Below are 5,267 nucleotides of genomic sequence, written 5' to 3'. Positions count from 1 at the left end.
TAGGAATCATCCTTTTTACATAGATTATACCCTAGATTTTAGACAGGTTCTAAAAACGAATTAAACGTACAAGAACAATCGGCAAGGGATTATGATGAAATTGAATTAGAAGGTCTAGATGAAACTTTCACACCCGAAAATGTATCCACTCAGTTTAGAGATGCTGTAGCACCATTCTTTAAATCAGCAGATAAAATATATAAACTATATCACCGGGTATTAATCGCTTATAAACGTTCGAAGATAGACAAGCCTATTGAACATGTAATAGATCAAGCGATTCAAGCGTTTAAAGAAACTGTTTTTGCAAAAAAATCCAATAAGATTAAGAGCACATTTGAAGGGTATTTTTACAAGGTAATTGAAAGTAAATTTGCAGTTGAGAGAAGAAGAGAATGTCGCGGATTGTTATTCGATTGGCTAGATGAATAATTTGTAATTGCCCACAGGGAAAAAAATATATATAATTTAATCATTATACAATTTGTAAATAAGTGGGTGGGATTGTGAAATACGCTGTGTATGTACGGGTTTCAACGGATAGAGATGAGCAAATTTCATCTGTTCAAAACCAGATTGATATCTGTCGCTACTGGCTAGAGAAAAACGGATATGAGTGGGACTCAAATGCAGTATATTTTGATGATGGTATTTCTGGTACAGCTTGGTTAGAACGACATGCAATGCAATTGATTTTGGAGAAAGCAAGACGTAATGAATTAGATACGGTTGTATTTAAATCTATACATCGCTTAGCAAGGGATTTAAGGGACGCTTTGGAAATTAAAGAAATCCTAATAGGTCATGGAATACGTTTAGTTACAATAGAGGAAAATTACGACAGCTTGTATGAAGGTGGCAATGATATTAAATTCGAAATGTTTGCTATGTTTGCTGCACAATTGCCTAAAACGTTATCTGTATCAATTTCTGCTGCAATGCAAGCGAAAGCAAGAAGAGGAGAGGCCATTGGAAAACCGGGGTTAGGTTATGATGTAATTGATAAAAGACTTGTTATTAATGAAAAAGAGGCTGAAGTCGTAAGGGGAATTTTTGACCTGTCGAAAAAAGGCTTCGGTTATAAGAAGATAGCCAGTATTTTAAATGATAAAGGTATATATACAAAATTCGGAAAATTATGGTCGGATACTACTATAGCTAAGGTTTTAAAGAACCAAAAGTACAAAGGCGACCTAGTTTCAAATCGCTATAAAACAGTAAAAATGGATGGAAGAAAGAAACGGATACACACTCCAAAAGACAGATTGACTATTATAGAAGATCATTATCCAGCGATTGTATCAAAAGAATTATGGAACGCGGTTAATAACAATAGGATCAGTCAGAAGAAGACAAAACAAGATATGAGAAATGAATTTAGAGGAATGATATTTTGTAATCATTGTGGCGGGTCAATTACAGTAAAGTATTCAGGGAGATATTCTAAAAAAAATAAAAAAGAATGGGTATATCTGAAATGTAGTAATTTTCTACGATACAATCAATGTGTTAATTTTAACCCAATTTATTATGATGAGATACGGGAGGTAATCATTTATAGATTGAAACAGAAAGAAAAAGAATTAGAGATACATTTCAATCCAAAAATACATGAAAAAAGAGAAGCTAAATCCATGGAGATCAAGAAACATATTAAGTTATTAAAAGCAAAAAAAGAGAAGCTAATCGATTTATATGTAGATGGATTAATTGATAAAGACGTATTTTCGAAGCGTGATCTTAATTTTGAAAATGAAATTAAGGAGCATGAATTAGAACTTCTTAAATTAATGGATCAAAATAAGAGAATGAAAGAGGACCAGCAAATCAAAAAAGCTTTTTCGATGCTTGATGAAGAGAAAGACATGCATGAGATTTTTAAAATTCTAATTAAGAAAATCACACTAAGTAAGGATAAGTATATCGAAATAGAATATACATTTTCTTTATAGTTTTAAAGTTGGTTATTGGTTACCGTAAGATTATACACGGTTTGACAACTTTTCCATTTGGGATATTCGGAAAAGAGTGGGAAGAACGAAAGATTAAAGAATATATGGAGAAAGATAAGTAAATTTATTTCTGGAATGTATGAATATAAAATTTCATATAAATCTCTGTGCTCACACGCTTGATGCGAAGTCTATTCTATAGCTTCGCCTATTTGTTTTTTATTCGAAGTTTGTGCGAGTAAGAGTGTTCATATTCATTTTTTAGCGTGAATTGCGTGTGAAATCAAAACTTTATTTGGAGTACATAGTCAACTACCCCCACTGAGATGAAGCGTTTCAGTGGGGGCTTGAGTTAGAACGCTAGGTCTTGTCGTCTATCGCTAGACAGTTGACGCTCTAACATTCATGCCACCTTACGGTAACACCCCAAGTAAGTTTTTGGTTGGTACCGGCAACGAACGATTGTTTTCCCACTTGCACCACCCTTTCGAAAAAGAGCAGTTCTTCCTTGTGGAAGAAGCCACCACTCAGATAACTCCGGCGTGTGCTACAAGCCCCGACAAGTCGAGTATACATGGATGGTTGACGCACCCACTAAGCTATGCGCGAAGCAACAGCCTTACGTTTTTGCACTTCTAATAGAATCGGCGTTTTCACTTTGAGGTTGTCATCCAATTCTACAACTCTTGATTTTTCCAATGTATTCAACGCACCATTAATATCAGCATGGATACATGTTCCTGCTTTACTTTGGTACAGGCCACGAGTGATTCGTCTGCCACTAAAGCGATAATGCGCCCTATCATCCTTAGACCAAACTGGAATCGAATCTTTATCCAGAAAACTAGCTTTTGAAGTATAGCTTTCTTCTTGTTTCAAAAAACGGATGCCTTCTTTTATACATTTATTCTCAATCGCTGCAATCAGTTTATGAAATGGAATTTGAACAAACTTTTGATTATTCTTTTTTCCCATATCAGATTTTTGTTTCCAACCCGTGTTATACCCTACGACAATAGTATCTATATCGAATGCTTTCACTTTTTTGAACAACAAGCCTACAGTTTGTGAAATATAACCGTTTACTTGTCTTTCTCGTTTATGCCAAAGTGCGGCCATTCTATTCGTTACAACGCGTTTTGAAATTCCATTTTCTATATTTTTCTGCTGCAAATTACGTATCTTTTTGTTGAAGTATTGGTTAATGGATTTTAATTTTTTTCCATCAATTAAGAATGTATCACCTGTATTTGTTACGCAACTTAATAATCTATCTACACCTAAATCGCAACTCAAAGCGTTACTAGTAGTCGTGGATTGTTGCTTCATTTGAGAAACGTGCATTTCATATGTGTAATGCACCTCAAAGAACCGACCTTTTTGCTTCGGTACAATCTCAATGTAGGAGATTTTTTTATTTCTTAAGTTCTTTGGCATACGTATTTTAATGGAACCGAATTTTTTCCTGAATGCAACATTCATCGGAATCATCCAATACCCGTTATCATCCACTTTTGGAACTTGATAGATTTCAATAATTCGTTTGTCCGTTGAACGAGAATAATTTGGAAACTTAGGACGACCTGTGAAGGTTTCAGGATTTTTCTTCCACTGTTCCCATGCTTTAAAAAAGCTCTTCACTTCTGTAAATAAGGCTCTACGAATCGCTTGAACAGAGTTTGATTGAATGCCCCAGTAGTTCATATCAGCCTGCATGGCATTGTCCACTTCTTTTACAGTAGCCATTTTATTATGGTTCAAATAACTTTGTTTAATCGTGTACAATCCAACATTTCGCAATGCTTTTGAACTATGTGACATGCGTTGCAGTAAACGAAATTCTTTAGCTGTGAGGCAAGCCCGTCCGATATTCTGTTTCTGCGTGAATCGTTGTATGTTTTCTCTTTTCTTTTGTTTACGTAATACTTTCACTGCTTTCTTTTTAACCATCGTTTTCACCACCTTTCTTAGAGAGTTCATTAAAATTATTTTTGACAAATCAATATTTGGAACGAAACGGAACAAAATATGAACATGTTCTTCAGCGTAATTCCATTCTTCTACAGTAATTCCTTTTGGCTCAAGTGACCGAATGATTATTATCCAATTTCGTTGTCTTACGATATATTCCCTCCTTATCTAAGGGCAGATTATATCGTAAAACAAAAAACGAATGTTTGTAACCAAAAATTGTTATGAACGAAACAAAAGAGTTCAGTCTACCTTCTGACGGCAATTCATCCCCACCTGAATTGTTGGGTTTCACCCCTAACACAATTCAGATGGAGTCTTCTTGCCGAAAAGGATAAATAAAGTTGTTACCCTTTTTAAATTACATGTGGATATAGGATGAAGTTGATTTATTGCCCTATATTAAAATAAAAATAAACCACTGTTCGATTTGAATATTCCACGATATAATGGTGAGAGTTTATGACAGAATAAATATTTACATAAGAAGTGAGGTACTGTATGAAAAAAAGAACCACAGACATTATTTTTATTATTATTGGTGCATTTCTTTTTGCGTTAGGTGTCAATTTGTTTGTTATCCCGAACGAGTTTGGTGAGGGTGGAGTAACAGGTATCACGATTATTACGTACTATTTATTTGAGTGGTCACCAGGTTTAGTTAACTTAATTTTAAATGCGATTTTGTTAATAGCTGGTTATAAATTTTTAAATAAGATTACCACAATTTATACGATTATCGCTGTAGTTACGAACTCGCTATTCCTTCATTTGACAGAAGGTTGGACGATTGCTTCGGATGAAATGCTTGTAAATGCCATTTTCGGAGGAATATTTATTGGGTGCGGGATTGGTCTTATTATTCGCGTTGGCGGAACAACAGCAGGTACTACCATCTTAGCAAGGATGACGCATAAATATTTAGGATGGAGCATTAGCTATGGTCTACTGTTCTTCGATTTAATTGTTGCGTTTTCATCGTATTTCATCATTGGTGCAGAAAAACTGATGATAACAATTATTATGCTATATGTAGCAACGAAAGTGATGGAGTTTGTAATTGAAGGTTTAAATCCGAAGAAAGCCATTACGATTATTTCTGATAACCCGAATGAAATTGCCGGGAAGGTAACTACCTTAATGGGCAGAGGGGTTACTGTATACTCAGGTCATGGCTATTACACGAAAACGCCGAAGGAAATTCTTTATATTGTTATTAATAAGCAAGAAGTAGTGAAGCTAAAACGGATTGTTCAAACTACGGATCCGGCTGCGTTCATCGCTATACACGATGTTCGTGATGTGTTCGGAGAAGGATTTGTTGATATTTCTAAGGCTTAGAAA

The 5,267-nt window shown here is 34.8% G+C and carries 3 protein-coding genes and 1 pseudogene; 3 read left to right on the top strand and 1 reads right to left on the bottom strand.

The genetic code is table 11. The annotated features are described in order from the left end of the window. Positions 1 to 506 precede the first annotated feature (506 nt). Positions 507 to 1,952 (top strand): recombinase family protein, encoded by a 1,446-nt coding sequence (locus AB3X49_RS17185; protein WP_328027359.1) that lies wholly within the window; start codon positions 507 to 509, stop codon positions 1,950 to 1,952. Positions 1,953 to 1,981: 29 nt separating this feature from the next. After that, positions 1,982 to 2,074 (top strand): annotated as a pseudogene (locus tag AB3X49_RS17180) (2TM domain-containing protein); the annotation flags it as partial. A 472-nt stretch (positions 2,075 to 2,546) separates the two neighbouring features. Here the strand turns inward: AB3X49_RS17180 and AB3X49_RS17175 are convergent. Then, positions 2,547 to 4,022, bottom strand: a complete 1,476-nt coding sequence (locus AB3X49_RS17175) for an RNA-guided endonuclease TnpB family protein (protein WP_367963599.1) — start codon at positions 4,020 to 4,022, stop codon at positions 2,547 to 2,549. A 402-nt stretch (positions 4,023 to 4,424) separates the two neighbouring features. Between AB3X49_RS17175 and AB3X49_RS17170 the strand changes: the two genes are divergently transcribed. Beyond that, entirely contained in the window at positions 4,425 to 5,264 is an 840-nt protein-coding gene (locus AB3X49_RS17170; RefSeq protein WP_000747487.1) for a YitT family protein, read from the top strand. The last annotated feature ends 3 nt before the right edge of the window (positions 5,265 to 5,267 follow it).

Source organism: Bacillus sp. C30, from assembly GCF_040838255.1.
Lineage (GTDB): Bacteria > Bacillota > Bacilli > Bacillales > Bacillaceae_G > Bacillus_A > Bacillus_A mycoides.
Note: the sequence above shows the minus strand (reverse complement) of the source record. Positions and strands in the feature narration are given on the sequence as shown.